This is a genomic window from Pseudomonas phenolilytica, from assembly GCF_021432765.1.
Taxonomy (GTDB): domain Bacteria; phylum Pseudomonadota; class Gammaproteobacteria; order Pseudomonadales; family Pseudomonadaceae; genus Stutzerimonas; species Stutzerimonas phenolilytica.
On record NZ_CP058908.1, the window covers coordinates 3712525 to 3738887 of the forward strand.

A 26363-nucleotide genomic window follows, 5' to 3' on the forward strand; every position below is an offset into this window, starting at 1 on the left:
ATTAATACGTTGAAAGGAGTTGCGACATGAGCGCCCGGATTGAAGCCTTCTTCGACCCCGCCACCTTCACCTACAGCTACGTTGTCAGCGATCCGCAGACGCGCCAGTGCGCGGTGATCGACTCCGTGCTCGACTATGACGCCGCCTCCGGACGTACATCGCATCAGGCCGCCGATCGCATCATCGACTACATCCGCACGCACGATCTGCAAGTCAAATGGCTGCTGGAAACCCATGTGCATGCCGATCACCTGAGCGCCGCTCACTATCTCAAGCAGCACCTGGGCGGCCGGCTCGCCATTGGCGAGCGCATCACCGAAGTGCAACGTACCTTTGCCGAACTGTTCAACGCCGGCGCCGGATTCGCCACCGATGGACGGCAGTTCGATCAGCTGTTCCGTGACGGCGAACGGTTCCAAATCGGCAGCCTCGATGCACAGGCACTGCATACGCCAGGCCACACGCCCGCCTGCCTCACCTACCTGATCGGCGACGCCGCCTTCGTCGGCGATACGCTGTTCATGCCCGACTACGGCACCGCCCGCTGCGACTTTCCCGGCGGCGACGCGCGCACGCTGTACCGCTCGATCCAGAAACTGTTCGCCCTGCCCGACAGCACCCGCGTGTTCCTCTGCCATGACTACAAGGCGTCAGGCCGCGAGACGTTCTTCCACGAAACCAGTATCGGCGCCGAGCGCGCGCACAACATTCATATCCACGCCGGCATCGACGAGGAGGAGTTCGTGACCATGCGTACCGCGAGCGATGCCACGCTCGGGCTGCCGGCACTGATCCTGCCTTCGGTTCAGGTCAACATGCGCGGCGGCGAACTGCCCCCAGCGGAGAGCAACGGCACGCGCTACCTGAAGATACCCCTGGACAGGCTCTGACCGCCCAGATCACGAACCTTTGACTCACGGGAGACCGCCACATGAAAACCGCCCATGACCTCGTCGTCGAGGCCCGGACCCGCATCCGGGAAGTTCCGATTGCCGATGCCGAAGCGGCGATTCGCGAAGCGGACGTACTGATCGACGTGCGCGAAGGCGACGAGTACCACGTCGCGCACATTCCCGGTGCCGTGAACATTCCGCGTGGCGTGCTGGAGTTCAAGCTCAGCGGCATGCCCGAGTTCGATTCGCGCGATCTGGCGATCGTGCTCTACTGCAAGACCGGAGGGCGCGCAGCGCTCGCTGCCGCAGCGCTGCGGGAGATGGGCTATCTGCAGGTCCGGTCCGTCGAAGGCGGCTTCGATGCCTGGTGCGCCGCCGGCCTGCCGCAAACGACTCCGAGCCTGCCCGACTTCAGTTGAATTCGTGTTCAAACGACAGACAAACCATCAGGTGGCGTTGCGCGATCACGCTAGACTTCTGCACGCAACGCGGCGGTCGCAATGGCCGCCACGCAATGACCGCGGAGATGAAGACGATGAAGCGAGGGATATGGGCGCTGCTGCTGGGCATTGGCATCGGCACGATCCAGTTGGCGCAGGCTCAGGAGCTGAAGATCACCCTGGCGGGCGTCGAGCATGACCGGGGCAATGTGCGAGTCGGGTTGTACGCCGATCCGAAGACCTTCCGCAAGGAGGCCAAGGCATTCGCCACCAAGCAGGCCCCCGCGGCAACCGGCGACGTGACGCTGACTTTCGGTGATGTTCCGCCGGGACGTTATGCGGTCATGGCCTACCATGACGAGAATGGCAACGGCGAACTCGACCGCCGCTTCGGCATGTTTCCAGCCGAAGGCTACGGTCTGTCCAATAACCCCAAGGTGATGGGCCCGCCGGCCTTCGAAGACAGCGCTTTCGACGTCGTCCCCGAGCAGAGCACGACCATCATTATCGACATGCGCTACTGAGCGCATGTGATGGCCGCCGCCGGTCGATTGCCGACCAGCGGCGGGTGTGCCGTTAATGGCGCAGCTTGCAGGTCTTGATGCCCAGCAGACCGTATGCGGGGCAGAAACGGAAGATGCCCGTCGCAAGCGGGAGCAGGCCGATCCAGCCCCACATGCCGATCACGCCGCCCAGCGTCAGACCGATCAGCAACAGCCCGACCACTATCCGCACCGTACGATCGATTGTTCCCACATTGGCTTTCATGATGACCTCCAGGTCAGTGCGCGCGCCGGTTCTCCAGCGCAGTGAAGAGCAACATTCCGCCGAGCATCGCCACGACGAACAGTACGACCTGCCAGCGCCCGGACAGCAGCGTGGCCAGCGCCGGACCTGGACAGATGCCGGCGATACCCCAGCCCACACCGAACAGCAGGCTGCCGCCAATCAGGCGCCGATCCAGCTCACGCTTCTCCGGCAAGCGCATCGGTGCCTCGAGCAGCGAGACATGGCGACGCCGCGCCCAGCCGAACGGCAGCAGCGCCACTGCGATGGCACCGGCCATCACCAGGGCCAGTGACGGGTCCCAGGCACCCGCCAGGTCGAGAAAACCGATCACCTTGGCCGGATTGGCCATGCCCGAAAGCAGCAGGCCGATACCGAACAGCAGACCCGCGGCAAATGCAGTCAGCTTGCGCATGTTCAAGCTCCGACAAGATGGCGAATGACGAAAACGGTCGCGAATCCTGCGGCCATGAAGGTCAGGGTCGCGACGATAGAACGCGCCGAGAGGCGTGATATACCGCAAACGCCGTGTCCGCTGGTGCAGCCAGCGCCATAGCGCGTCCCTACACCGACCAGCACGCCGGCGATCAGCAGGCCAAGCCAATTGGTCTGGAATTCCATCCGCGGCCATTCGCCGGCCATCAGCCACAGCAAGGGCGCCAGCAGGATGCCAAGCAGGAACAGCGCCTTCTCGCCCCGCCCCTCCGCCTTGCGCTCCAGCAGGCTGGCGAGCAGGCCGCTGATACCGGCAATGCGGCCATTCAGCATGATGAACAGAGCAGCTGCCAGGCCGATCAACGCGCCGCCGGCTAATGCCGACCAAGGGGTGAAATTGACCCAATCGATAGTCATTGCTCGCTCCCGCAGAAAAGTTGATAGAGCGTGGCGATGACCGCCAGCGCCTCGGGGCTGGCGATGCGATAGAAGATCTGCTTGCCGTCGCGACGGGTCTCCACCAGGCCCTCACGCCGCAGCACGGCCAGCTGTTGCGACAGCGTCGGCTGCTGGATGCCCAGCAACTGCTCCATGTCGCTGACATTGCGCTCGCCCTGGCTCAACTGGCATAGCAGGAGTAGCCGGTCCGGATTCGCGAGCGCGCGCAGGAGCTGACCTGCAGCCGCCGCGCTTTCGCGCAGGCGTTGTATATCCAATTCAGCAGAAGCAAGCGTCACAACCAACACCTTCAAGAAAAACAATATATTTATATGTATATTGTTTGCCGACCCGCTTGTCAACACAACGGTAGTCAACGCTCGATGCCGTCGCTAGGATGCCCCTACCGGTATATGACCAACCCACGCAACGTACTCGCGCCGGGCGCTCTGTTCGTTTCTTCCCGCCGAGGTGATTGATGGAAGACCAGGCAATAACGTCGATCGACATGCAGGACCAGCAGCAGGCCATGCTCAAGCGGCTGGCCCGGGTCGAAGGCCAGATTCGCGGCATCCAGGCGATGATCAAGCGTGGCGAGGAATGCGAGGCCATTGCTCAGCAGTTCTCGGCCGCCCGCAGCGCACTGGATAAGGCCTATAGGCTGATGCTGACCTGTCTGCTCGAGGAGGCGCTACACGATCAGGACCAGGACACGGCTGCTGCACTGGAGCGTGTGCGCAGTATCTTCACCAAGTACACCTGAGTGATCGACGCGGCTGCCGCCTAGCGATGCCCGTGAAGAGAATGAGTGACGTGAGGAATTGCGGACATAAAAAAAGCGACCCTTAGGTCGCTTTTTAGCTCCAGATGCCTGATCGGCATGTGAAGGGAATTTGGAGCGGGAAACGAGACTCGAACTCGCGACCCCGACCTTGGCAAGGTCGTGCTCTACCAACTGAGCTATTCCCGCAAACTTGGCGTCCCCTAGGGGACTCGAACCCCTGTTACCGCCGTGAAAGGGCGGTGTCCTAGGCCACTAGACGAAGGGGACACACCCCGGAAACTACAGCCTGATTCCGGCTTGCTGCGCTTCGTTTGGTGCTTCACGCTGCAAGTGGCGCGCATTTTATGGAGGCACCGATAGCCCGTCAACCCTGCAAACAAAAAAAATCGACATCGCCTTCGGAGCTATCAGCTTGCCACCCCAACCACTACACTCAGGCGCAAACTCAGCCGCACGGAGTGCCTGATGTGTCTCCTTTAATGATCACCGGCCTGGTCGTTGCCGGCGTGGTTCTGCTGGTCGCTATCGGCTATATCAACCAACTCGTCGAGCGAAAGAACCTGGAGAAAGCCAGGCTACGCGCAGACCTGAACGATCGCCGACGCCGCTGCAGCAATCTCAGCGAAGCGCTGCCCGGGCAGATGATGACGCCGGCCCTGAAGCAGGTGCTCGCCCGCCTCGAGCTGAACCTCAGCGAACGGCTGCTGCCGCTCGAGCGCGGCAACGATCAGCTGGCCGGCCGAATCCAGAGCCTGCGCAGCGAGATCGCCGAAGGCGATGCTATCCCGGTTCGCAATCCGCCACGGCAGATCGTCAGCGAAGCCCAGGCCAAGGAGGTGCGCTTCATGCTCGAAGATCTCCATGCACAGATTGTTCGAGCAGCCAAGGAGCGTCAGCTCGGCCAGGACGAAGGTCGCCGCTGGGTTCAGGAAATCCAGCGCCTGCTAGCCGTCCTGCACATTGAATACTTTGCCGGTCTCGGCCGTCAGGCGCTGCAACAGAACCTGCCACAACGCGCGCGCCTGGCCTTCGAGCGCGCGATCCAGCACATTCGCAAACAGCCGTCTACAGTCGAGTACTCGGCGCAACTCAAGCAATTGCAGAATCTTCTCGATCACGCCAATGCATTGGTAGCGAATCAGGCGCGTCCCGCCGCAGATGAGCCGAGCGAACTGGCCGAAGGCATGAAGGCATTCGACGACGAGGATCTGTGGAAGAAGAACAACGTCTACTAGGCCCTACAGAGAGAACAACAATGACACTGACGGTTTACGGAGCCCCGCTTTCGCCGTTCGTACGCAAGGTCAGGCTCTGCCTGCTGGAAAAAGCGCTCGACCATCAGCTGGAAATGGTGATGCCGTTCAATCCGCCGGACTGGTATCTACAGCTCAACCCCCTCGGCCGTATTCCCGCGCTGCGCGACGGCGACATTACGATGGCCGACTCGAGCGTGATCTGTCAGTACCTCGAAGACGCTTATGCCGATGCGCACCGCCTGTACGGCGATGACGCGGCAAGCCGGGCAAGGATTCGATGGCTGGAGAAATACGCCGACTACGAACTCGCGCCGCTGACAACTTTCTGCATTTTTGCCAATCGCATACTCAAACCGAGCTCGGGGCATAGCTGCGACGAGCAAGCCGTACAGTCAGCACTGCACGAGAAACTGCCGCCACACCTCGATTACCTCGAGCAGCAACTGGGGCAGCAGGACTATTTCGTTGGCGGACGCCTGTCGCTGGCCGATCTCGCCATCGCCAGCCAGTTGGTCAATATGGCCCACGGCGGTGAATCGCTGGACACCGCTCGCTGGCCCGCACTGGGCGCTCATTACGCCCGCATGCTTGCCCTGCCTTCGCTTGCCAGCCTGCTGCCCAGCGAGCAACGCATGAACGACAAGCTCAAGGAAATGGCCAAAGCGGCGGCACGCTGAGCCCGCCCACTCGACCATAAGCGTACGCAGCGCCCGACCGAGGTGCTGCAATTCTTCAATCGCGGCGCTCAAGCAAACGCTGGCCGACCCACTGGCGAGCATATTGGTATGCGCAGCGTCCGTTGCGGTTACCGCGTCCGGTTGCCCAGCGAATCGCATCTTTCTCCAGCGCCTCGTTCCAGCCCCAGTCCAGCCCGGCTTGATCTGCCAGCGAGCCGATCCAGTGGCGAACGACACGCAGATAGTGCTCCTGACTGAACGGGTAGAACGACAGCCACAGGCCGAATCGGTCGGACAAGGCAATCTTGTCCTCCACCGCCTCGTTGGGATGCAACTCTCCATCGACCATCTGCCAGTGCTCGTTATCGCTCTGCCGCTCCGGCACGAGATGGCGGCGGTTGGAGGTGGCGTACAGCAGCACGTTATCCGGCGCACGTTCCAGCGACCCGTCGAGCACACTCTTGAGCACCCGGTAATCCCCCTCACCGGCCTCAAAGGAAAGGTCGTCGCAGAACACCACGAACGCCCGCCGCTCGCCGGCAAGCGCCTCCACCAGACGTGGCAGATCGGCCAGGTGGTCGCGCTCGATCTCGATCAGACGTAGCCCGGCTGCGGCATATTCAGCCAACAGCGCGCGGATCAGCGACGACTTGCCGGTGCCGCGCGCGCCCCACAGCAGCGCATGGTTGGCCGGCATTCCGGAAACGAACTGGCGGGTATTGACCGCCAGCAGATCACGCTGGCGGTCGATGCCGATCAGGTCGTCCAGTGACAGATCGAGACTCACGCGCAACGGCGCCAGCCAGCCCCCACGCTCCTCTCGCTGCCAGCGCGCGGCAATGGTCACACCCCAGTCGATGGCCTCATGGGGTGTCGGCAACAACGGCTCGACACGCGTCAGCAGCGCCTCGGCACGCCGCAGAAATGCTTTCAGCTCGACATCCATCGAACGACTCCAGATGTGATTCATAGAATTGAGCGACGCTCGCGCCACACCCACTACCCCATCGACGTAGCGGGCGGCTGCAATCGTCTTCGCGGCCGAAAAAATCAGGCCTCGCGCGGCTCCAGCTCAAGAGACGCGGAGTTGATGCAATAGCGCAAGCCGGTTGGTCGCGGTCCATCGGGGAACACGTGGCCGAGGTGCGCATCGCAGCGCGCGCAACGCACCTCGATGCGATGCATACCGTGACTGAAATCATCCAGACTGGCGATCGCCGTGTCGCTGACCGGCTGGAAGTAACTGGGCCAGCCGCAACCTGAATCGAACTTGGCAGCCGAATCGAACAGCGGCGCACCGCAACAGACGCAACGGTAGATACCGGGGGTCTTGCTGTCGTTGTACTTGCCGCTGAACGGGCGCTCGGTGGCACCGAGGCGGCAGATCTGGAACTGCTCGTCGGAAAGCTCTTCGCGCCAGACTTCGAGCGGTTTTTCCAGCTTATCCATCGGTACACCTCCACAGCTTAAAAAAGGCCGATCTGTACCTTTTCCGGTGATCGGGCCGCACGTATCATGCGTGGCTCTTCGACGCCTAGTCTGGCAGCGGGGTTTCCGACTGCCAAGGCGCCCGGGTTCATGCCAAGCGAGGCCAGCCACTCCGGAGCTGGCGCGTTTTCACTTCGGGACACTCAGGATCATGCAGGTCAGCAAATCGAACAAGCTCGCCAATGTCTGCTACGACATTCGCGGGCCGGTGCTACGGCACGCCAAACGCCTGGAAGAGGAAGGCCATCGCATCCTCAAGCTGAACATCGGCAACCCGGCGCCGTTCGGTTTCGAGGCCCCGGAGGAAATCCTCCAGGACGTGATCCGCAATCTGCCCACCGCCCAGGGCTACAGCGATTCCAAAGGCCTGTTCAGCGCCCGCAAGGCGATCATGCAGTACTACCAGCAGAAGCAGGTCGAAGGCGTCGGCATCGAGGACATCTACCTCGGCAACGGCGTGTCCGAGCTGATCGTCATGTCCATGCAGGCGCTGCTGAACAACGGCGACGAGGTGTTGATCCCGGCGCCGGACTACCCGCTGTGGACTGCTGCCGTCAGCCTGGCCGGTGGCAAGCCGGTGCATTACCTGTGCGATGAGCAGGCCAACTGGTGGCCGGACCTGGCCGATATCAAGGCCAAGATCACGCCGAACACCAAGGCGTTGGTATTGATCAACCCGAACAACCCGACCGGCGCGGTCTATCCCAAAGAAGTGCTGGAGGGCATGGTGGAGCTGGCACGCCAGCACAAGCTGGTACTGTTCTCCGACGAGATCTACGACAAGATTCTCTACGACGACGCCGTGCACATTTCCACCGCCTCGCTGGCACCGGACGTGCTCTGCCTAACCTTCAATGGCCTGTCCAAATCCTATCGGGTGGCAGGCTTCCGCTCGGGATGGGTCGCGATTTCCGGCCCCAAGCAGAAAGCGCAGAGCTACATCGAAGGCCTGGATATTCTGGCCAACATGCGCCTATGCGCCAACGTGCCGGCCCAGCATGCGATCCAGACAGCACTGGGCGGCTACCAGAGCATCAACGACCTGATATTGCCGCCAGGCCGCCTGATCGAGCAGCGCAACCGCACCTGGGAACTGCTCAACGACATCCCAGGCATCAGCTGCGTCAAGCCGATGGGCGCACTCTACGCCTTCCCGCGGATCGACCCGAAGGTTTGTCCGATTCACAACGATGAGAAGTTCGTGCTCGATCTGCTGTTGGCCGAGAAGCTGCTGATCGTCCAGGGCACGGCGTTCAACTGGCCATGGCCGGATCATTTCCGCGTGGTCACGCTGCCGCGCGTCGACGATCTGGAACAGGCGATCGGTCGCATAGGCAACTTCCTCAAGACCTATCACCAGTAGCGGCATGGATCTGCACATCGACGATTTCTACCGGGACGCGGCGGCAGGCCTGCTGATGCTCTATCAGGCCTTTCCGCGCAAGGCCGCGCTGTACATCGAGGACCTGATCGGCCGTGAGGAGCCGGACGAATTCGGCCTGCCGAGTAAGCGCCACCAGGGCTGCCTTGGGACGCTGCTATGGCTGGCCGAAGAGGACTATCTGCGCTTCGACAGCACCATTCAGTATCAGGCTCTGGATCAGGCCGTACTCACCGAAAAGGCGTTCCTGCGCCTGACTCGCAGCGTTCCCGATTTGCCCGCCGCAACGGAAACCTTGCCTTCGAGCGTGCAACGCGTTCATGCCAGCCTCGCCCATCAGCTACGCGAAGCGCTGAAAAGCGGAAACAGCGAGCGTCTCGCCCGATTGGCCCGACTACTCTTTGAAAGCGGCCCGCTTCCAGCACGACGCGACATAGCTTGAAATAGTCGCCCGGTTGAATAGGCCAGGGGCGCACCTTATATAGCCTACGTTCCTTCTCGTACTCCCGGAGTCAGTCGCAACCATGATGCGCATTTTTCTGTTCGTGGCCACCAACCTCGCGGTACTGCTGATCGCCAGCATCACGCTCAAGGTGCTCGGAGTCGACCGTTACACTGGCCAGAACTATGGCAGCCTGCTGGCCTTCTGCGCGGTCTTCGGCTTTGCCGGCTCGCTGGTTTCGCTGTTCATCTCCAAGTGGATGGCGAAGATGAGCACCCGCACCGAGATCATCAGCCAGCCTCGTACGCGCCATGAGCAGTGGCTGCTGCAGACTGTCGAACAACTGTCGCGCGAAGCCGGCATCAAGATGCCGGAAGTCGGTATCTTCCCGGCCTACGAGGCCAACGCCTTCGCCACCGGCTGGAACAAGAACGATGCCCTAGTGGCCGTCAGCCAGGGTCTTCTGGAGCGTTTCTCGCCGGACGAGGTCAAAGCCGTACTGGCCCATGAGATTGGTCACGTGGCCAACGGCGACATGGTCACGCTCGCGCTGGTCCAGGGCGTGGTGAACACCTTCGTGATGTTCTTCGCGCGGATCTTCGGCAACTTCGTCGACAAAGCGATCCTCAAGAACGAGGAAGGCCAAGGCATTGGCTACTTCGTCGCGACCATTTTCGCGGAACTGGTGTTGGGTCTGCTGGCCAGCATCATCGTCATGTGGTTCTCGCGCAAACGCGAATACCGCGCCGATGAAGCCGGCGCACAGCTCGCCGGCACCCAGGCCATGATCGGCGCGCTGCGCCGTCTGCAGGCCGAACAAGGCGTGCCGGTTCAGATGCCGGATACGCTCAAGGCGTTCGGCATCAACGGCGCGCTGAAGCATGGCATGGCCGGGCTGTTCATGACCCACCCGTCGCTGGACGATCGCATCGAGGCGCTGCGTCAGCGCGGCTGAGCACGTTCGGATGACAAAGGGCGACGCAAGTCGCCCTTTTTGTTTGTCTATCTTCTTTCCCCCGCGCACAAAGGAACCCTCATGCGCCGACTCTTACTCACCTGCTGCGTCATGCTCACGCTCAGCGGCTGCCAGAGCGCCTATTACTCCGCGATGGAAAAGGCAGGCGTCCATAAACGCGACATCCTGGTCGATCGCGTCGAGGATGCCCGCGACTCGCAGCAGGACGCCAAGCAGCAGTTCAAGGATGCGCTAGAACGCTACCGCAGCGTCGTCAAAGTTAATGGCGGCGATCTGGAACAGCGCTACGAGGCACTGAACCGGGAATACGAGGCCAGTGTCGCCGCAGCCAACGACGTGCGCGCACGAATCGAGGCTGTCGAAGACGTCGCGGAGGCACTGTTCGACGAATGGGAAGACGAATTGCAGCAGTACAGCAACGCCAGCCTGAAGAACGCCAGCGCGCGTGAGCTGAGCCGCACGCGCAGCGAATACCGCACATTACTGCAGCGCATGAAAGCTGCCGAGAAGCGCATCGCGCCGGTACTTGCGGTGCTGCACGATCAGGTGCTGTTTCTCAAGCACAATCTAAACGCACGCGCCATTGGCGCACTGCAGGGCGAATACCGGACGCTGCAGAGCAACGTCGACCAGCTGATGGCGGATATGCAGCGAGCCATCGACGAGGCGGATAGCTTCATCCGCCGCCTGCAGGCGGCAAGCTGAGCGCACCACCCGGCCGACGAGGCGGCATGACAAGCGTGCCAGGATGCTTCAGACCGGGCGCCGCAGGTGATAGAAACTCTCCTCCAGGCGCCCCAGACCGCACTCACGCATACGCGGATTGCGTTCCAGAACTTCCTTCGACTCGAGCAGTTCGACGCGCCAGCCGGCCGCATAAAGCGCAGTAACCTCGGTGGCATCGACGGCAAAGGGCGGCCCATCCATCTGCGACTGCTCGTAATCGAGGGTAATCAGCAATTGCTGACAGACATTCGGCAGGATTGCCGAAAGGTGTGCCGCGTAACGCTGGCGCATAGACGGCGGCAAGGCAATCAGCGCAGCACGGTCGTATAGAGCCTGGCAATCGGCGACATCCAGCGCGGCGAGCGCGAAAATATCACCGCAGCGAATCTCCAGCGCGCCCGCGCGGAAAATCTTGAACGGCCCGGCTCGGGAGACTTCGGCGTCGAGCTGCTGTTCCGCGAAGAACGCTTCGACTGCCTTCTCGCTCAGCTCGACGCCCAGCACCCGATATCCCTGTTCGGCCAGCCAGGCAAGATCCACGCTCTTGCCGCACAGCGGCACCAGCACCTGTGCACCCGGCGCAAGGCCAAGCCGCGGCCAATGACGCCGCAGTCCGGGATGCACCATGCCGAGGTGAAAACCGATTTCATTGCGCGCCCAGCGCTGCAGCCAGAAGTCTTCGTGCATCCGCGAACCTCCTTTCACTGAAGACGGCAGCTTAGCAGAGAGCCTTACAGGCGAAGCCGATCATTCGGCGTAGAGCGCAGCCTCGACATCGAATCCGGCATCACGCATCTGCGCCAGCTTGTAGCGCAGGGTACGCGGGCTGATACCGAGGCGATCCGCCGCTTCCTTGCGGCGCCCGCGTTCGCTGCGCAAGGTTTCGATGATCAGCTGGAATTCGTGCTGCCGCAGATCCTCTCCCAGCGCCGCGGGAGGTTTCGCCGCGACATCGCTTGCCGCTGGCGCCTGGCTTGGGACGGACGCGAGCATCAGCTCAACGCCGTCGAGGCAGAGGTCGGCCGGCTCGATCACGCCGCCGCGCTGAAGAATCAGCGCGCGCTGAATAGCGTTGTCCAGCTCGCGGACGTTCCCTGGCCAGGCGTGGGCCTGCAGGCAGCGCCGCGCGGCCTCGGACAACCGTGCCGGTGCCTGTCGCATTTTCTGCCCATGCTTGGCCAATAACCGCTCGGCCAGCGGCACGATATCCGCAGCCCGTTCACGCAGTGGCGCCCACGCCAAGGGAAAGACCGACAGCCGATAGTACAGATCCTCACGAAAACGCCCCGCCGCCACTTCGCCCCGCAGATTACGGTTGGTTGTGGCGAGCACGCGGATATCGAGCGTGACCGGCCTGCGCGCGCCGATCCGCTCCACTTCGCGCTCCTGCAGCACCCGCAGCAGCTTGGCCTGCAACGGCAAAGGCATCTCGGATATCTCGTCGAGCAGCAGCGTACCGCCGTCGGCCAGCTCGAACTTGCCCGGCTGCGCAGCGACCGCTCCGGTAAAGGCGCCCTTCTCATGGCCGAACAATGTGGCCTCGAGCATGTTGTCGGGAATGGCCGCACAGTTGATTGCAATGAACGGCCCACTCGCCCGTGGCGACCGATGATGGATGTAACGCGCCAGCACTTCCTTGCCAGTCCCCGACTCGCCGGAGATCAGCACTGTGGAATCGCTCTGTGCCACCCGTGCGGCCAGCTCGAGTAGCTGCCGGCTGGCCGGCGCATGAGCGACCGGCCCCGGCTCATCATCACCCAAGCGGCCGCAGACGTGCTGCGCGATCAGGCTCAGCAGCGCTTTCGGCTCGAATGGCTTGAGCAGGTAATCCACCGCCCCCTGACGCATGGCCTGCACCGCGCGGTCGATGGCGCCGAAAGCGGTCATTAGCAGCACCGGTACCTGCGGATAACGCTGGCGAATCACGCTCAACAGCTCGTGGCCATCCATGCCCGGCATATTGACGTCACTGACTACCAGGCCGAACGCCTCTTCGCGCAGCGCCTCCAGTGCCGCCTCGGCGCTCACCACGGCACGATAGGCATAACCGCCGACCTCAAGGGTATCGCCCAGCGCTTCACGCAACGCGTGGTCGTCTTCAACCAGAAGTATCCTGCCGGTCATTCGCAAATCTCCTGCGGGCCTGCTAGAAGCAGGGGAATCACCAGCCGCGCGCAGGTGCCTCGTCCAGGGCGGGAAAGCAGCTGCAGCTCGCCGTGATGGGCGCGCGCAACAGCCTTGACCACCGCCAACCCGAGTCCGGTACCGGTCGCCTTGGTGGTGAGAAAAGGCTCGCCCAGCCGCGCCAGCAGCGCCGGCTCGATGCCCGGCCCGTTGTCGCTGACGCACAGGCGCAACCGGTCGCCGCGTGCGTAGAGATGAATCTTCAGCCGCACACCGGCGCCTGCAGCCTGCACGGCATTTTCGATCAGATTGAGCAATGCGCCGACCAGCGTGTCACGGTTGCACAGCAGCAGCCCTTGCGACGCATCGCACTGCCAGCGCAGGTGGGTATTCTGCAAGCGCGGCTCGGCCGCCGCGCGTAGCGCACCGAACAGCTCGGCCGGAGTAATGCGATCCTGCAGAGGCAGATCGCCGCGGGCGAACACCAGCATGTCGCGAACCTGATGCTCCAGTTCGTGCAGCCGGCTCTTCAGGCGCCCTGCAAAACGCGTCTGCTGTTCCGTGCTCAGCCCACCCTCTTCCAGGTGGCTGGCGTAGAGCAAGGCAGAGCTCAGCGGCGTGCGAATCTGATGCGCCAGTGAGGCGACCATACGCCCGAGTGAGGACAGGCGCTGATGACGCGCCAACTGATCCTGCAGCCGGCGGGTCTCGGTCATGTCGGTGAGCAGTACCAGCTGCCCCGGCTCGCCGCTCAGCGAGCGTGTGGCAAGCGCAACCCGCCGCCCGTTGGCGAGCGATATTTCATGGCCGTCGTCGTGTCGCGGGGCGAAGCAGCGTGCGATAACGTTGCGCCACAGCTGGTTTTCCAGCGGCTCGCCCAAGAGCTCGACGGCAACCGGATTGGCTTCGCGCACTACGCCATGTCCGTCGAGCACCACCACGCCACCGGGAAGCAGATCGAGCAGGCTGCGCAGTCGCTGGGCCAGCCGCTCCTTTTCATCCAGCTCGCGCAGACGTAGCGCGCTGGCGGCGTCCAACTGACCTTCGAGCGATGCCACGCGTGCAGCCATCCGCTGCTGGGTGGCGTCCAGCTGGCTTTGCAGCTGGGCAAGCCCATCGAGCGATGGCGCGCAGGGACGTTCGGCGGGGGATGGGCTAGAGGCTGCGCTCACTGTTCCACTCGTGACTGTCAAAAAAAAGACCTGTCACTGGCGGGAGCAAGGTTCGTGCCCGAGATACGGTGGGCGTGGAAAGGGCAGAGATGGACGAGCCGTACCGGCAACAACCGATACGGCCATTCCCGCCAGGCGATCAGTCTTCGGTTGACGCCAACTCGCCGTTGTCGTCGTCGCGGCGGTTCATGCCGTACTTGCGCATTTTCTCCACCAACGTCGTGCGGCGGATGCGCAGACGCTCCGCGGCCCGTGCCACAACGCCGCCGGCATCTTCCAGCGCTTGATGGATCAGGCCCTGTTCGAGGTTGCCCAGGTATTCCTTGAGATCCAGCCCCTCGATCGGCAGCATGGCATGCGCTTCGGGAACCGCCATCGGCGCGCTGATCGCGGCCCGCTCTTCCATCTCATCATGCAGGCTGACGGCATACTGCTCGTCGTCGTCATCGACATGGCGAAACTTCTTCGGCAGCTCCATGACGCCGATTACCCCATACGGATGCATGATGGCCATTCGCTCGACGAGATTAGCCAGCTCGCGAATGTTGCCCGGCCAATCGTGCCGGCAAAGCGACATGATGGCCGCCGAGTTGAAGCGGATCGAACCGCGCTTCTCGTGCTCCATACGCGAGATCAGTTCGTTCATCAGCAGCGGTATGTCTTCAACGCGCTCGCGCAGCGGCGCCATCTCGATCGGGAAGACATTCAGGCGGTAATAGAGATCTTCGCGGAATGTGCCCGCCTCGATCATCTTCTCCAGATCCTTGTGCGTGGCGGCGATGATGCGCACATCGGCCACCTGCGTGCGGTTGCTGCCCACGCGCTCGAAGGTGCGTTCCTGCAACACGCGCAGCAGCTTGACCTGCATCGGCAGCGGCATGTCGCCGATCTCGTCGAGGAACAGGGTGCCGCCCTCGGCGAGCTCGAAACGCCCGGCGCGTGCCGTGATCGCACCGGTGAAGGCGCCTTTCTCGTGACCAAACAGCTCGCTCTCCAGCAGTTCCGCCGGAATCGCGCCGCAGTTCACCGGCACGAACGGTGCCTGGCGTCGCTTGGAGTGGTAGTGCAGGTTGCGCGCGACAACTTCCTTGCCAGTCCCGGATTCGCCGAGTATCAACACGCTGGCCTCGGTGTCGGCGACCTGCTGCATCATTTCGCGAACGTGCTGCACGGCGCGGCTGGTACCGACCAGGCTACGAAACAGATTCGGCTCGCGCTGACGCCCGCGGCCCTTGGCCTGATCGTACATTTCCCGGTAAATCTGCGCGCGGTGCAGCGAATCGAGCAGCTTGTTGTAGCTGGGAGGCATCTCGAGGCTGGTGAGCACGCGGCGGCGCAGCTCTTCCGGCCAATCCGTCGGCACCGGTTCGCCAATCAGGATTACCGGCACGTTCTCGTCCCACTGACTCATCTGCTTGAACAGCTCGACCGCCCCGCCCTTGCTAGTGACCTCGCCCAGCAGGACGCCAATCACGCTCCGCGACTCCAAGCCCCCCACGGCGTCGCGCCAATCGTGGCTGGAACACGCCAGATGATCCTCGCTGAGGAAATTCAGGATCACAGTCAAGTCACGACAACGGTCACGATCATCGTCTATTAACAAAATCTTGGTATCACGCCACATCTTGTTTATAGGGCTCTTGGCTTGCGGGAAGAAGCGCCGGAGTTTTCGCATCCATGGAGAAACGCGGCCACACCAGAGGCAATTGGCCGGTAGTTAATTAAAAAAAATGAACGGAGTCAAATTTATGACGTGAATTGTCGACCAAAGGCGGTGCTGAAAATGCCGTTAATCGGAGCCAACACACACTTCCGCTGTCACCGGTTAGGAATATGAAAGGAGTAAAGGCGTAACGTCCGCAGAGTCAAAAATCTATCAATCGTCTATTTTGATAGCTAATTGACAGCACCAGAAGGAAGATGTCGGATTTTCCGGCAAGTGGGTCGGAGCGGTAATACGATCGCCTTGGCGACCGACGCCTCAAAGGCGACACAGTCAGCTGTGGCAGATTGACGCTATGTTGCACCAGCAAGACTGCGACTATCCAAACAGCTGGTAGACCTTGGCGCTCTCGCGCGCCTGGTTGAATTGACGCAACTCGCCGGCGATACGCTGGCGCTCCGTCTGGCATGCGCTGACCAGCTCTCCGTAGAGGTTCAGCAACTGCAGCATGCCCTGGCGCACCTGAACTTCGTCGCGCTCAGACTCGCCCATGGCTTCATCGACTGCTTGCCGGCACTGACGATCGAGCACACCGATAGCCGCCCAGTCCTGTTGCGCCAGTGCATTGCGCAAGGCGCTGCCGGTTTCTTCGAGACGTTTGACGGACATATTCATGGATCGACTCCGAGCAGGCTCATCATGCAGCCGCTAGCTGCTTCCTGCTTATCGGCACCCCGCCAGCGGGCTTTAGCAGAGTCTACGAAAAGACTCGCCGGACAAGCCGATCTCGATCAGTAGCGGTTGCGCAGTCCTGGCGGAACGCTAGGTGGCGCCACTGGATCCCACGGGCCATCGGGGCGCCCGGAGCAGTACCAATCGCCATCCCAGCGGTAGTAAAGACGTTCGCGGTAGAACAGCTCGGTGCCTTCCACCACATAAACGCCCAACCGATTATCCCAATGCGCCGCCGCATGCGGCGGCGGCGCATAGCGCGGATGGCTGCGCTGCACCGATGGCGCTCGCGGCGCCGGTGGGGCTTGGATCGGCGGCGGAGCGATGACCGGACCGCGTGGAGCCGGTGCCTGCGGCACAGGCTTGGCGGGCGGCACCGGCCGTTCGGCCTCGTAGGGCGTACCCGCACACGCTGCCAGAAGCAGCGTCGCGCCCAGCGCTGCGATCCGCTGCGCGTGCCGCACCAACCAAATATCGCCTACGCGCACCATCTTCATCACTCCGCTCCCTGCCGGCGCGTCAAGGAGCGTCGGGCTTGTCGATCATCAGGCGAATCGTTTTGTCGCCACCTGCGGTTTTCAACGCTTCGCTCTGACCCGCCCACTCACCTTTGGTTGCATTACCCTCGCGCGAAATGCGCGCCACCAACTTCACCTCAGGGTAATTGGACATCTTCAGCTGCGGCATCATCGCATCCGCGTCGCCCAGGCTGATGTTGGCCGGCAGATCGGCAACGCGCAGGCGCTTGGCCGCCAACGGGATCGCCGGCCCCGATACGGCACGGGCGAACACGAATACGCTGTCATCCGGACGCACATCGTCCTGCAGCGACGGGTCCAAGGTAACCTCGATCTGAAGCCGAACCGCCGCCGATTCTCCGGCTGCCGCCGGCGCAGCTGCTGTCTCGCCAATCTGCTCACGCGCGCGGGCAATACCGCCCTTGATCGCCTCACGGGACGGGTCCTCTTCCGGCAGCGTGGCCACCAGACGCTCCCAGAAGCCAATCGCATCCTGAAAGCGGCCTTCCTCGTACGCCGCGATCCCCAGCAGACCAAGACTGGTCACCTCCTGCGGATCGGCGCGCAAGGCTTCGTCAGTCAGCGCCTGCAGTTCCTTCGTCCACTGCCGATTGCCGGCGAAATACTGCGCCTGTGCCCACTGCCCAAGCAGCTCTGGCTGCCGGCCGGCCAACTCGATCACGCGGGCGAACGCCTTGGCGGCGTCAGCCGGACGCTCCTGGTTCATATATGTCCGCCCGAGGAAGTACCAGCCCTCGGCGGAATCGGGCTGCGCTTCGACAGCCCGCTCCAGGCGCAACGTCATTTCCTCGAGAGAGCGCGGCTGCTCGCCGAACTGGCGGGCCAGCTCGACCTTATCGCTGGCGCCCCAGTGCAAGTACAGACCGTAGCCGAGCAGAGGCACCAGCAGCGCCGCCAGCAGCGGCACCGCACGTCCCAACCGCGCGCTGCGCGTGGCGTCGCTGCCCTCGGTATCGTCCAGCAGCTCGCGTGCGGCATCGGCGCGCCCGGCTTCTAGTTGCTCCTCGGTAAGGGTGCCGGCGGCCCGCTGGGCAGCAAGCTCAGCGAGACGCTCCTGATACAGGGCGACATTTAGTGCGGTGCGGTCTTCTTCCGCCTGGGCCTTGCGCCCGCGCAGGATCGGTAGCAGCAGAAAGGCCAGAGCCACCAGCAGCAATACGCCGGCAGCAATCCAGAAATCGATCATGAGTCTTTTTTATCCAGCAACGTGGCGAGGCGTTTGCGCTCGGCATCGGAAAGGGTTCTTGCCGCAGGTGCGGCATCCGCGCGGCGACGGCGGACCAGGATCACCGTCAGGACACCGAAACCAAGAATCAGCAGGCCCGCCGGGCCGTACCAGAGCAGCAGTGTGGTGGTGTTTACCGGCGGGTTGTAGCGCACGAAATCGCCATAGCGATCGACCAGGTAGGCGACGATCTCGTCGTTGCTCTTGCCTTCTTCCAGCATGCGGAAAATCTCTTCGCGCAGGTCCATTGCAATCGGCGCGTTGGAGTCGGCGATGTTCTGGTTCTGGCACTTCGGACAGCGCAGCTCTTCGGTGAGCGTGCGGTAACGCTCGCGCTCGGCTTCGTTCTTGAAGTCATAGGTGTCGATGGCAGCATGTGCGGTAGCGCTGACGAGCAAACCGAACAGCAGCGTGCGGATCATCGATTTCATTCGTCCACCAGCTCCTGGTAAAGCGCCGCCAGCTGCTCGCGCCAGACTCGCTCGTCGATCGCCCCAACGTACTTGTGGCGAATGATGCCGTTCTTGTCGATCAGGAAGGTTTCCGGCGCACCATAGACGCCCAGGTCCAAGCCCAGCTTGCCATCCGGATCACTGATGTTCAGCTGGTAGGGATCGAGGAAATCCTTGAGCCACTGCTGTGCCTTGGCGTTTTCATCCTTGTAGTTGATGCCGTGAATCACGACGCCCTGCTCCGCCAGGCGGTTGAGCATGGTGTGCTCGGCCTTGCAGGTCGGACACCAGGTCGCCCAGACGTTCACCAGCGCCGGCTTGCCCAGCAAGTCCTCGCGGCGCACCTGCCGGTCACCTTCCACCGCTGGCAGCTCGAACGCTGGAAACGGCTTGCCGATCAGTGCCGAAGGCAACTCGGTCGGATCGAGGAACAGCCCGCGATACAGAAATACCGCCACTACCAGAAAGATCGCCAGCGGCAGCAACATCAACACTCGTTTCACATCAGGCTCCTTGTCCAGCCAGCCCCAGCGCTTCACGCACGCGGGTTTTCACCTTGACCCGATACCGCCGGTCACTTGCCGCCAGCATGCCGCCAAAGGCCATCATCAACCCACCGAGCCAGATCCAGCGCACGAAGGGTTTGATATGCACGCGTACGGCCCAGGCGCCATCGCCCAGCGGCTCGCCCAGCGCCACGTAGAGGTCACGGGTAAAGCCTGCGTCGATGCCTGCCTCGGTCATCGGCATCTGCTGCACGGTATAGAGGCGTTTCTCGGGGTGCAGAACGGCGATCTGGCGATCACCGTCGAGTACGCGAATGGTGGCGCGATCGGAGGTGTAGTTCGGCCCTTCGTGATGCTGCGCGCCTTCGAAGACGAACTGATAGCCACCCAGCTCTAGCGACTCGCCCGGCGCCAGGCGAAGGTCGCGCTCGGCACTCTGTTGGCTGGTGAGGACGACGCCCAGCGCACACATCACCAGGCCGATATGCGCCAGATGCATGCCCCAGTAGCTTGGCGCCAGGCTGCGCATTCCGTTCAGCAGCCCTTTGTGCCGGGTCTTGTCGAGCAGGTCACGCACGCTCGCCAGGACTACCCAGGCCGCCAGGAAGCTGACAGCCAGTACCGCCCAGTGGAAGTCTCCGAACGCGAGCGCGCCCAACCCGCCGAGCACTGCACTGGCGATCAGCACTGGTGTCAGCATGCCCAGCAGCCAGCGCAATGGCGTGTCCTTCCAGCGCACCAGAATGCCGACCGCAAGGGCCAGTAACAGCGCTGCCATCAGCGGTACGAACATGGCGTTGAAATAAGGTGGTCCCACCGACAGTTTGGCTCCCGATAGCGCATCGAGTAGCAGCGGATACAGCGTGCCGAGCAGGATCATCGCCGTGGCGACCACCAGCAGCAGGTTGTTGATCAGCAGCAGCGTTTCACGTGACCACAGGCCGAAGCCGACCTGGCTCTTGACCACTGGCGCACGCAGGGCGAACAGCGTCAGCGAACCGCCCACCACCAACAGCAGGAAGACCAGGATGAACACGCCGCGCTCAGGATCCGTTGCAAACGCGTGCACGGAGGTCAGCACGCCGGAACGCACCAGGAAGGTGCCCAGCAGGCTGAGCGAGAACGCGGCGATCGCCAGCAGTACCGTCCAGCTCTTGAACACACCGCGTTTCTCGGTGACGGCCAGCGAATGGATCAGCGCCGTGCCGACCAGCCAGGGCATGAACGAGGCGTTTTCCACCGGATCCCAGAACCACCAGCCACCCCAGCCCAGTTCGTAATAGGCCCACCAGGAGCCCAGCGCGATACCGATGCCAAGAAATGCCCAGGCCACCAGCGTCCAGGGGCGCGACCAGCGCGCCCAGGCCGCGTCCAGGCGCCCGCCGAGCAATGCCGCGATAGCGAAGGCGAAGGCCACAGAGAAGCCGACGTAACCCATGTAAAGCATCGGCGGGTGCACCACCAGACCGAAGTCCTGCAACAACGGGTTGAGATCACGGCCATCCGTCGGCGACTGCGGCAGCAGGCGGTCGAACGGGTTGGAGGTGACAATGAGGAACAACAGAAAGCCGATGCTGATCAGCCCCATTACCCCCAGCACGCGCGCCAGCATTTCTTCCGGCAGTTGCCGCGAGAACACCGAGACGGCAAAGGTCCAGGCCGACAGGATGAAAGCCCAGAGCAGCAGCGAGCCCTCGTGAGCGCCCCATACCGCGCTGAACTTGTAGTACCAGGGCAACGCGCTGTTGGAGTTCTGCGCCACGTAGGAAACGGAGAAGTCGTCGACCATGAACGCATAGGTCAGACAGACGAACGCGAAGGCGAGGAACGCGAACTGCCCCCAGGCCGCCGGCTGCGCCAGACTCATCCATTGCCGATCACCACGCCAGGCGCCGATCAGCGGCAATGTGCCCTGCACACAGGCCAGGCACAGCGCGAGGATCATCGCCAGATGGCCAAGTTCAGGAATCATTTCGCGTACTCCTGCTTGCCGCCCTCGTAGTGCTTCATCATGCCGCTCTTCTCGAGCGCCTGCGATACCTCCGGCGGCATGTAGTTTTCATCGTGCTTGGCCAGCACTTCGTCAGCGACCAGCACGCCATCGGCGTTCACCCGCCCCAGCGCGACGATGCCCTGCCCTTCGCGAAACAAATCCGGCAGGATGCCCTGATAGTTGATCGTCACCGTCTCCACACCGTCGGTCACGCGGAAGGACACGCTCAGCGAATCGCTGGAACGCTGCACCGAGCCGGTTTCCACCAGCCCGCCGGCGCGAATTCGCGTGCCCTCGGGCGCTTCACCATTGGCGATCTGCGTCGGCGTGTAGAACAGGTTGATGTTCTGCTGCAGCGCCGACAGGGCCAAGGCGACGGCGATACCGACGCCAGCCAGGATCGCCAGCACGATGAACAGGCGTTTCTTGCGCACCGGATTCACTTCACTTCCTCCCGGCGCAAACGGCGCGCCTCGTCTTGCAGGTAACGGCGACGCGCCAGCATCGGCAGCGCCGCGTTCAGGATCAGTACCGCCAGGCTGATGCCATAGGAGGTCCAGACGTACAGGCCGTGGTTGCCCATGGCGATGAAATCGGCGAAGGATGAAAAATTCACGACATTTTCCCCACCAAAGCGGTGACTTCGGTTTTCGCCCAGCTGCTACGCGACTCGCGGCGCAGTACTTCCAGGCGCATGCGCATCAGCAGCACGGCGGCGAAGAAACAGTAGAAGCCCAGCACCATGACCAGCAGAGGCAGCCACATCTCGACGGGCATCGCCGGTTTCTCGGTGACCTTGAAGGTGGCCGGCTGGTGCAGGGTATTCCACCATTCGACCGAGTATTTGATGATCGGAATGTTCACCACGCCGACGATCGCCAGCACCGCACAGGCCTTGGCGGCGCTGTCACGATTGCTGATCGCCTGACCGAGCGCGATCACGCCGAAATAGAGGAACAGCAGGATCAGCATCGAGGTCAGGCGTGCATCCCACACCCACCAGGCGCCCCAGGTGGGCTTGCCCCAGACCGCGCCGGTTAGCAGTGCGATGAAGGTCATCCAGGCCCCGATGGGCGCGGCCTGCTGCAACGCCACGTCGGCGAGCTTCATCTTCCAGACCAGACCGACCACACCCGCCACGGCCAGCATCACGTAAACCGACTGGGCGAGGAACGCCGCCGGAACGTGGATGTAGATGATGCGAAAGCTGTTGCCCTGCTGGTAATCCTCGGGGGCGAACGCCAGCGCCCAGATCGTTCCCACGACGATGAGGATAGCCGCGCTCCAGCCCAGCCACGGCAGCCAGCGGCCGCTGATCTCGTAGAACCACTTGGGCGAACCCAGCTTGTGAAACCATGTCCAGTTCATCGAATGACTCATCGTGGTAAGAGACCGAAAACCCGGCCTCGACAATCCATTTCAGCGGCCGCATGAGCTTAGCGACTCCGGCCGGCGTTATGTACCGCTACTCGCCGACGCTGATCTTCAGCCCGGCGGCAATCGCAAAGGGGGTCAGAGTAACCGCCAGGGCGGTCAGGCTGGCCAGCCATAACAGATGGCCGGCGGCGGGCAGTCCCTGCAAGGCCGCCTGCAGAGCCCCGCTGCCAAGAATCAGCACCGGGATGTACAAGGGCAGAATCAACAGCGCGAGCAACAGGCCACCACGCTTGAGGCCAACGGTCAGCGCCGCGCCGACCGCGCCGAGCAGACTGAGGATCGGCGTCCCCAGCAGCAGCGACAGCAGCAACACCGGCATCGCGCTCATCGGCAGGCCGAGCATCAGCCCGAGCAAGGGAGCCAGCAAGACCAACGCCAGCCCCGAGAACATCCAGTGTGCCAGCACCTTGGCGAGCACCAGAAGCGCCAGCGGGTGCGGCGAAACGACCCACTGCTCGAGTGAACCGTCCTCAAAATCGCTGCGAAACAGCCCGTCCAGCGAGAGCAGCACGGCCAACAGCGCCGCGACCCATACCAGCCCTGGCGAAATCGTCTGCAACAATTGCGACTCTGGGCCGACCGCCAGCGGAAACAGCGCAATGACGATGGCAAAGAACACCAGCGGGTTGGCCAGCTCGGCCGGGCGGCGAAACAGCAGGCGCGCCTCGCGAGCCAACAGAAGAGTGAAGACGCTGCTCATGCGGCCCGCTGCCCCAGATCCAGTTCACGGTAGCCGGCCGGTTTTTCCGTCAGCGTGTGATGCGTGGTAAGTACCACCAGGCCGCCCTGCTCGCAGTGGCGCGCCAGATGGCCTTCCAGCTGGGCCACGCCGTGCTTGTCGAGCGCGGTGAACGGTTCGTCGAGAATCCACAGCGGCGGCGGCGCCAGATACAGCCGCGCCAGAGCGACGCGGCGCTGCTGTCCGGCAGAAAGCGTGTGACAGGGTACATCCTCGAAACCGCGCAGACCGACCTGCGCCAGCGCCTGCCAGATCGCCTCGCGGTCGGCCGGCTGGTGCAAGGCGCAGAGCCAGGCGAGATTCTCCTCCGGCGTGAGCAGCCCCTTGATGCCGGCGGCATGGCCGATCCACAGCAGGTTGCGCGCCAGTTCGCTACGCTGAGACTCAAGAGGCCGGCCCCGGATCAGGATTTGCCCGGCGGTCGGCTGCATCAGCCCGCAGAGCAGACGCAGCAGGCTGGTCTTGCCGCTGCCGTTGGGGCCGGATATCTGCAGCATCTGGCCTTTCTCCAGGCGCAATTCAAGCTGCTCGAACAGCAGGCGCCAATCCCGCTCACAGGCGAGCGCCACAGCTTCGAGAAAGGGATTTGACACGCCGGCGATACCTCAAGATGAAAAGAGCGTGGCCGCTATAATTCAGGCGGCCACCCGAGGGCGGTCGGAATTATACATGGCAACCCCTTGCACCAAAGGCTGCGGAAGCGAAAGGTTGTAAGAGCATTTGAGGAAAAATGACCGAGATCAAGAGCGCTTCTCCCGTCCCGCCGCCCACCACCCCGCGCGCCAGTACTGCCGCGCTCGATGTGGCGCTCAGGTTGCTGCAGCCGATGCAGGGCCTGCTGGGGGCTGGCGAGAGCGCGCAGGCCGAAGTCGTTTCCGTCAAGGAAACCGCACAGAGCTTCCAGCTGGTGTTGCGCCTGACGCTGGAGAACGGTCGCCAGGCCACCGTCGAAGCCCAAAGTGCACGCCCGGTGCCGCCCGGCGCCAGCTACGCAGTGGCGGCACTGTCGGACAGCCGCCTGCTGGCGCAGCCGCAACCGGGACGCAACCAACCACTGCAGAGCATCGACCTGGCACTGCTGCCGGCCGGCAGCATCCTGCAAGGTAGGGTGATCGCCACCGGCCAGCAGAACGGCGGCGATGGCCGCCCCACATTCCAAGTCGTGCTCAGCCTGCTCAACTCCCCGCTGGCCGGGCAGAAACTGCAGCTCGAGACCAGCACCCCGCTGGCACTCGGCAGCCTGCTGACGGCCCAGGTCCAGGGCAGCCAGGCATTGAGCTTCGTGCCGTTGAGCGGCCTGTTCGACCGGCTGCTGCTCGGCCAGCAGCTGGCTGCCCAGCACGGTCGGCAGGCACCGCTGAGTGGTGTTTTCCAAGCCTTGGCGGCGCTCGGCAATACGCTGCCCGACGGCCTGCGCGACGCCGCCGGAAAGCTCCTCGGCCTGCTACCCGGCGTCCAGCAACTAAGCGATCCTCAAGGGGTGGCCCGGGCCTTCGCCGCCAGCGGAGCGTTTCTCGAGGCACATTTGCTGAGCGGGCACACCGCCGGGGTCGCCGGCGATCTCAAGGCCGCACTGCTGAGGCTGATGGCGCAGCTGCCCAACCTGCCGGGCAGCACTCCGCAGGCCGCGGCACAGCTGGGCGCGGCAACCGGCCAGGCGTTGCCGGCATTTGCCCGTAGCGCGCTGGGGGCTCTCGGCCAGAACAATGCACGCCAGCTGGCGTTGGGCTTTCCCCTCGGCGGCAGTCCGCTGGGCGGCAAGCTGCCGGATGGTCAGGACGAACAGGCTGATCTGGAGCTGCTGCTCAAGCTCGCCGCGGCCGCGGTCTCACGCCTGCAGACGCATCAACTGTCGAGTCTGGCGCAGACGCAAACGCTACCGGATGGTGTCCAGCTGACGACCTGGCAGCTGGAGGTACCGATGCGCGACCAGCGCGACATCGTGCCCCTGCAGATCAAAGTGCAGCGCGAGCAGAGCCAGCGCCAGAGCGACAAGGAACAACCGGACACGCTCTGGAAGATCGAACTGGCTTTCGACATCCAGCCCTTGGGCCCCTTGCAGGTCCAGGCACAGCTGCTGCGCGGCAGCCTGTCCAGCCAGCTGTGGGCCGAACGCGGCGAAACCGCCGAGCTGATCGCCAGCGAACTCGAACATCTGCGCGAACGCCTGCAAGCCGCCGGTCTCAACGTCGGCGAGCTGGCCTGTCGGCAAGGGGTGCCACCGCAGGGACCGCGTACGTCGCTGGATCAGCGTTTCGTGGATGAAACCGCATGAACGACCAGCAGCCACGCCAGGCGATTGCCCTCAGTTACGATGGCCGGCATACCCCAACCCTGAGCGCCAAGGGCGACGACGAACTGGCGGAGATGATTCTGGCGATCGCCCGCGAACACGAGGTGCCGATCTACGAAAACGCCGAGCTGGTCAAGCTGCTCGCGCGCCTGGAGCTGGGCGACGAGATCCCGCCGGAACTGTATCGCGTAATCGCGGAGATCATCGCCTTCGCCTGGTATCTCAAAGGCAAGCGCCCTGCTGACTTCGATCCGCAAGCGGCGCCCGCCGCGTTGCCACCGCTGCTCAACGCACCAGAGCGCTGAGCGCGGTGTAGGTGTCGTCGCTGCCTTTCTCCTGCGGGAAATCTTCCAGCTGCCAGGCGAAATAGCCGTCGCGGAAATAGAAGACCTGGCGATATCCCCACGCCACCGCCATCCGCGCAGCCTGCGCACTGCCGGGGCAGATTTCGCTGTCGCAATAGATCACCAGCGGCACGCTGCGCGGAATGTTCTGGCTCGCCAGGATGCCGAAGCCCGTCGCCAGATCGAGGTGCAGCGCACCCTGCACATGCCCCCAGGTCCACTCGCGCATGGGGCGGATATCGACGAACATCGCGCCCAGCTCGTGCAGACGTTTGGCCTGGTGAGCATTCACCGTCAGCGCGCCATGCACTTCCTGTGGCGCCTCCCGCGTCAGCCCACTCAGCGGCACCATGCACAGCAGCAGAATCAGTACGCGCACCATCGCCCACGCCTCCTCGGCCCGCGGCGACTGCACCGCGCAG

34 protein-coding genes and 2 tRNA genes are annotated in these 26363 nt (G+C 63.1%); 12 read left to right on the forward strand and 24 right to left on the reverse strand.

The window, feature by feature from the left end; translation table 11 throughout:
- Nucleotides 1–26: 26 nt before the first annotated feature.
- The 3 genes from HU825_RS17630 (at nt 27) to HU825_RS17640 (ending at nt 1857) form a co-directional block, all read left to right on the forward strand.
- Nucleotides 27–890 (forward strand): MBL fold metallo-hydrolase, encoded by an 864-nt coding sequence (locus HU825_RS17630; RefSeq protein ID WP_234302583.1) that lies wholly within the window; start codon nt 27–29, stop codon nt 888–890.
- 41 nt (nt 891–931) lie between these two features.
- Entirely contained in the window at nt 932–1312 is a 381-nt protein-coding gene (locus HU825_RS17635; RefSeq protein ID WP_043297289.1) for a rhodanese-like domain-containing protein, read from the forward strand.
- 116 nt (nt 1313–1428) lie between these two features.
- Nucleotides 1429–1857, forward strand: a complete 429-nt coding sequence (locus HU825_RS17640; protein ID WP_138301118.1) for a DUF2141 domain-containing protein — start codon at nt 1429–1431, stop codon at nt 1855–1857.
- 52 nt (nt 1858–1909) lie between these two features.
- Here the strand turns inward: HU825_RS17640 and HU825_RS17645 are convergent, their stop codons facing one another.
- From HU825_RS17645 to HU825_RS17660, 4 genes are read right to left on the reverse strand one after another with little or no spacing between them, the layout of a single operon-like run.
- Nucleotides 1910–2101: a YgaP family membrane protein gene (locus HU825_RS17645; protein WP_008570439.1), complete on the reverse strand. Its 192-nt coding sequence runs from the start codon at nt 2099–2101 to the stop codon at nt 1910–1912.
- Nucleotides 2102–2114: 13 nt separating this feature from the next.
- Complete coding sequence (locus HU825_RS17650) at nt 2115–2534, reverse strand: DUF6691 family protein (RefSeq protein ID WP_054093330.1); 420 nt, start codon at nt 2532–2534, stop codon at nt 2115–2117.
- Nucleotides 2535–2536: 2 nt separating this feature from the next.
- Complete coding sequence (locus HU825_RS17655) at nt 2537–2971, reverse strand: YeeE/YedE family protein (RefSeq protein WP_043297291.1); 435 nt, start codon at nt 2969–2971, stop codon at nt 2537–2539.
- Nucleotides 2968–3291, reverse strand: a complete 324-nt coding sequence (locus HU825_RS17660; protein ID WP_054093331.1) for an ArsR/SmtB family transcription factor — start codon at nt 3289–3291, stop codon at nt 2968–2970. Before HU825_RS17660 ends, HU825_RS17655 begins: the two co-directional genes overlap by 4 nt.
- A 179-nt stretch (nt 3292–3470) precedes the next feature.
- Here HU825_RS17660 and HU825_RS17665 point away from each other — a divergent pair, with 179 nt between their 5' ends.
- Complete coding sequence (locus HU825_RS17665) at nt 3471–3755, forward strand: metal-sensing transcriptional repressor (RefSeq protein ID WP_043297294.1); 285 nt, start codon at nt 3471–3473, stop codon at nt 3753–3755.
- Nucleotides 3756–3886: 131 nt separating this feature from the next.
- On the opposite strand, the gene HU825_RS17670 is transcribed toward HU825_RS17665, so the two are convergent.
- Nucleotides 3887–3962, reverse strand: a tRNA-Gly gene (locus HU825_RS17670).
- A 5-nt stretch (nt 3963–3967) separates the two neighbouring features.
- Nucleotides 3968–4043: transfer RNA gene (locus HU825_RS17675), tRNA-Glu, on the reverse strand.
- Nucleotides 4044–4243: 200 nt separating this feature from the next.
- Between HU825_RS17675 and HU825_RS17680 the strand changes: the two genes are divergently transcribed.
- Nucleotides 4244–5011, forward strand: coding sequence for a hypothetical protein (locus tag HU825_RS17680; protein WP_234302585.1), 768 nt, complete (start codon nt 4244–4246; stop codon nt 5009–5011).
- Between the two features lie 20 nt (nt 5012–5031).
- On the forward strand, nt 5032–5709 hold the full coding sequence (locus tag HU825_RS17685) for a glutathione S-transferase family protein (protein WP_234303421.1): 678 nt from the start codon (nt 5032–5034) through the stop codon (nt 5707–5709).
- A gap of 55 nt (nt 5710–5764) precedes the next feature.
- On the opposite strand, the gene HU825_RS17690 is transcribed toward HU825_RS17685, so the two are convergent.
- Both HU825_RS17690 and msrB read right to left on the reverse strand, forming a co-directional pair.
- Nucleotides 5765–6655, reverse strand: coding sequence for an ATP-binding protein (locus tag HU825_RS17690; protein ID WP_054093334.1), 891 nt, complete (start codon nt 6653–6655; stop codon nt 5765–5767).
- A gap of 104 nt (nt 6656–6759) precedes the next feature.
- Nucleotides 6760–7158: a peptide-methionine (R)-S-oxide reductase MsrB gene (gene msrB, locus HU825_RS17695; protein ID WP_043297300.1), complete on the reverse strand. Its 399-nt coding sequence runs from the start codon at nt 7156–7158 to the stop codon at nt 6760–6762.
- Nucleotides 7159–7348: 190 nt separating this feature from the next.
- Between msrB and HU825_RS17700 the strand changes: the two genes are divergently transcribed.
- The 4 genes from HU825_RS17700 to HU825_RS17715 all read left to right on the forward strand — a co-directional run bounded on the left by HU825_RS17700 (nt 7349) and on the right by HU825_RS17715 (nt 10701).
- Nucleotides 7349–8560, forward strand: a complete 1212-nt coding sequence (locus tag HU825_RS17700; protein WP_043297301.1) for a pyridoxal phosphate-dependent aminotransferase — start codon at nt 7349–7351, stop codon at nt 8558–8560.
- A 4-nt stretch (nt 8561–8564) separates the two neighbouring features.
- The gene (locus HU825_RS17705) at nt 8565–9020 is read left to right on the forward strand and encodes a hypothetical protein (protein WP_234302586.1); all 456 of its coding nucleotides are present in this window, start codon (nt 8565–8567) and stop codon (nt 9018–9020) included.
- 82 nt (nt 9021–9102) lie between these two features.
- On the forward strand, nt 9103–9975 hold the full coding sequence (htpX, locus tag HU825_RS17710) for a protease HtpX (protein WP_003287654.1): 873 nt from the start codon (nt 9103–9105) through the stop codon (nt 9973–9975).
- Between the two features lie 81 nt (nt 9976–10056).
- Nucleotides 10057–10701, forward strand: coding sequence for a DUF2959 domain-containing protein (locus HU825_RS17715; protein ID WP_043297304.1), 645 nt, complete (start codon nt 10057–10059; stop codon nt 10699–10701).
- Nucleotides 10702–10749: 48 nt separating this feature from the next.
- Here the strand turns inward: HU825_RS17715 and HU825_RS17720 are convergent, their stop codons facing one another.
- From HU825_RS17720 to ccmA, 15 genes are all read right to left on the reverse strand, one after another.
- On the reverse strand, nt 10750–11409 hold the full coding sequence (locus tag HU825_RS17720; protein ID WP_234302587.1) for a thiopurine S-methyltransferase: 660 nt from the start codon (nt 11407–11409) through the stop codon (nt 10750–10752).
- Nucleotides 11410–11469: 60 nt separating this feature from the next.
- Entirely contained in the window at nt 11470–12846 is a 1377-nt protein-coding gene (locus HU825_RS17725; RefSeq protein ID WP_234303422.1) for a sigma-54-dependent transcriptional regulator, read from the reverse strand.
- Nucleotides 12843–13949, reverse strand: a complete 1107-nt coding sequence (locus tag HU825_RS17730; RefSeq protein ID WP_284692210.1) for a sensor histidine kinase — start codon at nt 13947–13949, stop codon at nt 12843–12845. The genes HU825_RS17725 and HU825_RS17730 overlap by 4 nt, the downstream gene beginning before the upstream one ends.
- A gap of 208 nt (nt 13950–14157) precedes the next feature.
- Nucleotides 14158–15642, reverse strand: a complete 1485-nt coding sequence (locus HU825_RS17735; protein WP_054093340.1) for a sigma-54 dependent transcriptional regulator — start codon at nt 15640–15642, stop codon at nt 14158–14160.
- Nucleotides 15643–16059: 417 nt separating this feature from the next.
- Nucleotides 16060–16356 carry a flagellar protein FliT gene (gene fliT, locus HU825_RS17740; protein ID WP_077682914.1) on the reverse strand — a complete coding sequence of 99 codons (297 nt, stop codon included), beginning with the start codon at nt 16354–16356 and terminating at the stop codon, nt 16060–16062.
- Between the two features lie 116 nt (nt 16357–16472).
- Entirely contained in the window at nt 16473–16910 is a 438-nt protein-coding gene (locus HU825_RS17745) for a hypothetical protein (RefSeq protein ID WP_043297313.1), read from the reverse strand.
- Nucleotides 16911–16932: 22 nt separating this feature from the next.
- The gene (gene ccmI / locus HU825_RS17750; protein WP_054093343.1) at nt 16933–18138 is read right to left on the reverse strand and encodes a c-type cytochrome biogenesis protein CcmI; all 1206 of its coding nucleotides are present in this window, start codon (nt 18136–18138) and stop codon (nt 16933–16935) included.
- Complete coding sequence (locus HU825_RS17755; protein ID WP_077682912.1) at nt 18135–18608, reverse strand: cytochrome c-type biogenesis protein; 474 nt, start codon at nt 18606–18608, stop codon at nt 18135–18137. Before HU825_RS17755 ends, ccmI begins: the two co-directional genes overlap by 4 nt.
- Complete coding sequence (locus HU825_RS17760; RefSeq protein WP_043297317.1) at nt 18605–19132, reverse strand: DsbE family thiol:disulfide interchange protein; 528 nt, start codon at nt 19130–19132, stop codon at nt 18605–18607. Before HU825_RS17760 ends, HU825_RS17755 begins: the two co-directional genes overlap by 4 nt.
- Before the next feature lies 1 nt (nt 19133).
- Complete coding sequence (locus tag HU825_RS17765) at nt 19134–21107, reverse strand: heme lyase CcmF/NrfE family subunit (RefSeq protein ID WP_043297318.1); 1974 nt, start codon at nt 21105–21107, stop codon at nt 19134–19136.
- On the reverse strand, nt 21104–21571 hold the full coding sequence (ccmE, locus tag HU825_RS17770; protein ID WP_008570465.1) for a cytochrome c maturation protein CcmE: 468 nt from the start codon (nt 21569–21571) through the stop codon (nt 21104–21106). The genes HU825_RS17765 and ccmE overlap by 4 nt, the downstream gene beginning before the upstream one ends.
- A complete protein-coding gene (gene ccmD, locus HU825_RS17775; protein ID WP_008570466.1) occupies nt 21568–21744 on the reverse strand; it encodes a heme exporter protein CcmD in 177 nt (58 codons plus the stop codon). Before ccmD ends, ccmE begins: the two co-directional genes overlap by 4 nt.
- On the reverse strand, nt 21741–22496 hold the full coding sequence (locus tag HU825_RS17780; protein ID WP_043297320.1) for a heme ABC transporter permease: 756 nt from the start codon (nt 22494–22496) through the stop codon (nt 21741–21743). Before HU825_RS17780 ends, ccmD begins: the two co-directional genes overlap by 4 nt.
- A 97-nt stretch (nt 22497–22593) precedes the next feature.
- Complete coding sequence (gene ccmB, locus HU825_RS17785; protein WP_043297321.1) at nt 22594–23265, reverse strand: heme exporter protein CcmB; 672 nt, start codon at nt 23263–23265, stop codon at nt 22594–22596.
- On the reverse strand, nt 23262–23897 hold the full coding sequence (ccmA, locus tag HU825_RS17790) for a cytochrome c biogenesis heme-transporting ATPase CcmA (protein WP_054093345.1): 636 nt from the start codon (nt 23895–23897) through the stop codon (nt 23262–23264). Before ccmA ends, ccmB begins: the two co-directional genes overlap by 4 nt.
- 137 nt (nt 23898–24034) lie before the next feature.
- On the opposite strand from ccmA, the gene HU825_RS17795 reads away from it, so the two are divergent.
- Both HU825_RS17795 and HU825_RS17800 read left to right on the forward strand, forming a co-directional pair.
- Nucleotides 24035–25579: a flagellar hook-length control protein FliK gene (locus HU825_RS17795; protein ID WP_234302588.1), complete on the forward strand. Its 1545-nt coding sequence runs from the start codon at nt 24035–24037 to the stop codon at nt 25577–25579.
- Complete coding sequence (locus tag HU825_RS17800; protein WP_054093347.1) at nt 25576–25902, forward strand: EscU/YscU/HrcU family type III secretion system export apparatus switch protein; 327 nt, start codon at nt 25576–25578, stop codon at nt 25900–25902. The genes HU825_RS17795 and HU825_RS17800 overlap by 4 nt, the downstream gene beginning before the upstream one ends.
- On the opposite strand, the gene HU825_RS17805 is transcribed toward HU825_RS17800, so the two are convergent.
- A complete protein-coding gene (locus HU825_RS17805; RefSeq protein ID WP_054093348.1) occupies nt 25883–26323 on the reverse strand; it encodes a rhodanese-like domain-containing protein in 441 nt (146 codons plus the stop codon). The two genes, HU825_RS17800 and HU825_RS17805, sit on opposite strands and share 20 nt — an antisense overlap.
- Between the last annotated feature and the right edge of the window lie 40 nt (nt 26324–26363).

Coding starts and splice junctions, on each gene's coding strand:
- HU825_RS17630 (WP_234302583.1), top strand. CDS start 27: ATGAGCGCCCGGATTGAAGCCTTCTTCGACCCCGCCACCTTCACCTAC.
- HU825_RS17635 (WP_043297289.1), top strand. CDS start 932: ATGAAAACCGCCCATGACCTCGTCGTCGAGGCCCGGACCCGCATCCGG.
- HU825_RS17640 (WP_138301118.1), top strand. CDS start 1,429: ATGAAGCGAGGGATATGGGCGCTGCTGCTGGGCATTGGCATCGGCACG.
- HU825_RS17645 (WP_008570439.1), bottom strand. CDS start 2,101: ATGAAAGCCAATGTGGGAACAATCGATCGTACGGTGCGGATAGTGGTC.
- HU825_RS17650 (WP_054093330.1), bottom strand. CDS start 2,534: ATGCGCAAGCTGACTGCATTTGCCGCGGGTCTGCTGTTCGGTATCGGC.
- HU825_RS17655 (WP_043297291.1), bottom strand. CDS start 2,971: ATGACTATCGATTGGGTCAATTTCACCCCTTGGTCGGCATTAGCCGGC.
- HU825_RS17665 (WP_043297294.1), top strand. CDS start 3,471: ATGGAAGACCAGGCAATAACGTCGATCGACATGCAGGACCAGCAGCAG.
- HU825_RS17685 (WP_234303421.1), top strand. CDS start 5,032: ATGACACTGACGGTTTACGGAGCCCCGCTTTCGCCGTTCGTACGCAAG.
- HU825_RS17690 (WP_054093334.1), bottom strand. CDS start 6,655: ATGGATGTCGAGCTGAAAGCATTTCTGCGGCGTGCCGAGGCGCTGCTG.
- msrB (WP_043297300.1), bottom strand. CDS start 7,158: ATGGATAAGCTGGAAAAACCGCTCGAAGTCTGGCGCGAAGAGCTTTCC.
- HU825_RS17700 (WP_043297301.1), top strand. CDS start 7,349: ATGCAGGTCAGCAAATCGAACAAGCTCGCCAATGTCTGCTACGACATT.
- HU825_RS17705 (WP_234302586.1), top strand. CDS start 8,565: ATGGATCTGCACATCGACGATTTCTACCGGGACGCGGCGGCAGGCCTG.
- htpX (WP_003287654.1), top strand. CDS start 9,103: ATGATGCGCATTTTTCTGTTCGTGGCCACCAACCTCGCGGTACTGCTG.
- HU825_RS17715 (WP_043297304.1), top strand. CDS start 10,057: ATGCGCCGACTCTTACTCACCTGCTGCGTCATGCTCACGCTCAGCGGC.
- HU825_RS17720 (WP_234302587.1), bottom strand. CDS start 11,409: ATGCACGAAGACTTCTGGCTGCAGCGCTGGGCGCGCAATGAAATCGGT.
- HU825_RS17725 (WP_234303422.1), bottom strand. CDS start 12,846: ATGACCGGCAGGATACTTCTGGTTGAAGACGACCACGCGTTGCGTGAA.
- HU825_RS17735 (WP_054093340.1), bottom strand. CDS start 15,642: ATGTGGCGTGATACCAAGATTTTGTTAATAGACGATGATCGTGACCGT.
- fliT (WP_077682914.1), bottom strand. CDS start 16,356: ATGAATATGTCCGTCAAACGTCTCGAAGAAACCGGCAGCGCCTTGCGC.
- HU825_RS17745 (WP_043297313.1), bottom strand. CDS start 16,910: ATGAAGATGGTGCGCGTAGGCGATATTTGGTTGGTGCGGCACGCGCAG.
- ccmI (WP_054093343.1), bottom strand. CDS start 18,138: ATGATCGATTTCTGGATTGCTGCCGGCGTATTGCTGCTGGTGGCTCTG.
- HU825_RS17755 (WP_077682912.1), bottom strand. CDS start 18,608: ATGAAATCGATGATCCGCACGCTGCTGTTCGGTTTGCTCGTCAGCGCT.
- HU825_RS17765 (WP_043297318.1), bottom strand. CDS start 21,107: ATGATTCCTGAACTTGGCCATCTGGCGATGATCCTCGCGCTGTGCCTG.
- HU825_RS17780 (WP_043297320.1), bottom strand. CDS start 22,496: ATGAACTGGACATGGTTTCACAAGCTGGGTTCGCCCAAGTGGTTCTAC.
- ccmB (WP_043297321.1), bottom strand. CDS start 23,265: ATGAGCAGCGTCTTCACTCTTCTGTTGGCTCGCGAGGCGCGCCTGCTG.
- HU825_RS17795 (WP_234302588.1), top strand. CDS start 24,035: ATGACCGAGATCAAGAGCGCTTCTCCCGTCCCGCCGCCCACCACCCCG.
- HU825_RS17800 (WP_054093347.1), top strand. CDS start 25,576: ATGAACGACCAGCAGCCACGCCAGGCGATTGCCCTCAGTTACGATGGC.
- HU825_RS17805 (WP_054093348.1), bottom strand. CDS start 26,323: ATGGTGCGCGTACTGATTCTGCTGCTGTGCATGGTGCCGCTGAGTGGG.